Here is a 308-nt window from a genome sequence, read left to right as displayed (position 1 = left end):
CTCCTGCGTGCAAGGCAGGCGCTCTAGCCAGCTGAGCTAATCCCCCGTTTTCCTATAGGTCGGCTGATGCCAGTCAATAGTCGGCAGGTTTCCCAACTTCTAGAATTTCCTAATTCAATATTTTCAATCAATGAACGTGTGCCCGAAGGCAAAATCGTAATCCAGCGTAGACTTACCGCTTGCAGCGGCATGAACTTCTCGTCCGCACCTCGTCTACTTTGTAGTCTCAGGCAGACTCGAACTGCCGACCTCTACATTATCAGTGTAGCGCTCTAACCAGCTGAGCTATGAGACTGTTCAGATCCCCA

The 308-nt window shown here is 50.3% G+C and carries 1 tRNA gene; it reads right to left on the bottom strand.

Going from position 1 to position 308, the window contains the following annotated elements:
* Positions 1–221: 221 nt before the first annotated feature.
* Positions 222–295, bottom strand: a tRNA-Ile gene (locus tag MWU78_RS22310).
* Between the last annotated feature and the right edge of the window lie 13 nt (positions 296–308).

Source organism: Arenibacter sp. F26102 (assembly GCF_023015865.1).
In the GTDB taxonomy this organism is placed as follows: domain Bacteria; phylum Bacteroidota; class Bacteroidia; order Flavobacteriales; family Flavobacteriaceae; genus Arenibacter.
The sequence above is the reverse complement of the archived record's forward strand: the minus strand, read 5'-3'. Positions and strand labels throughout refer to the sequence as shown.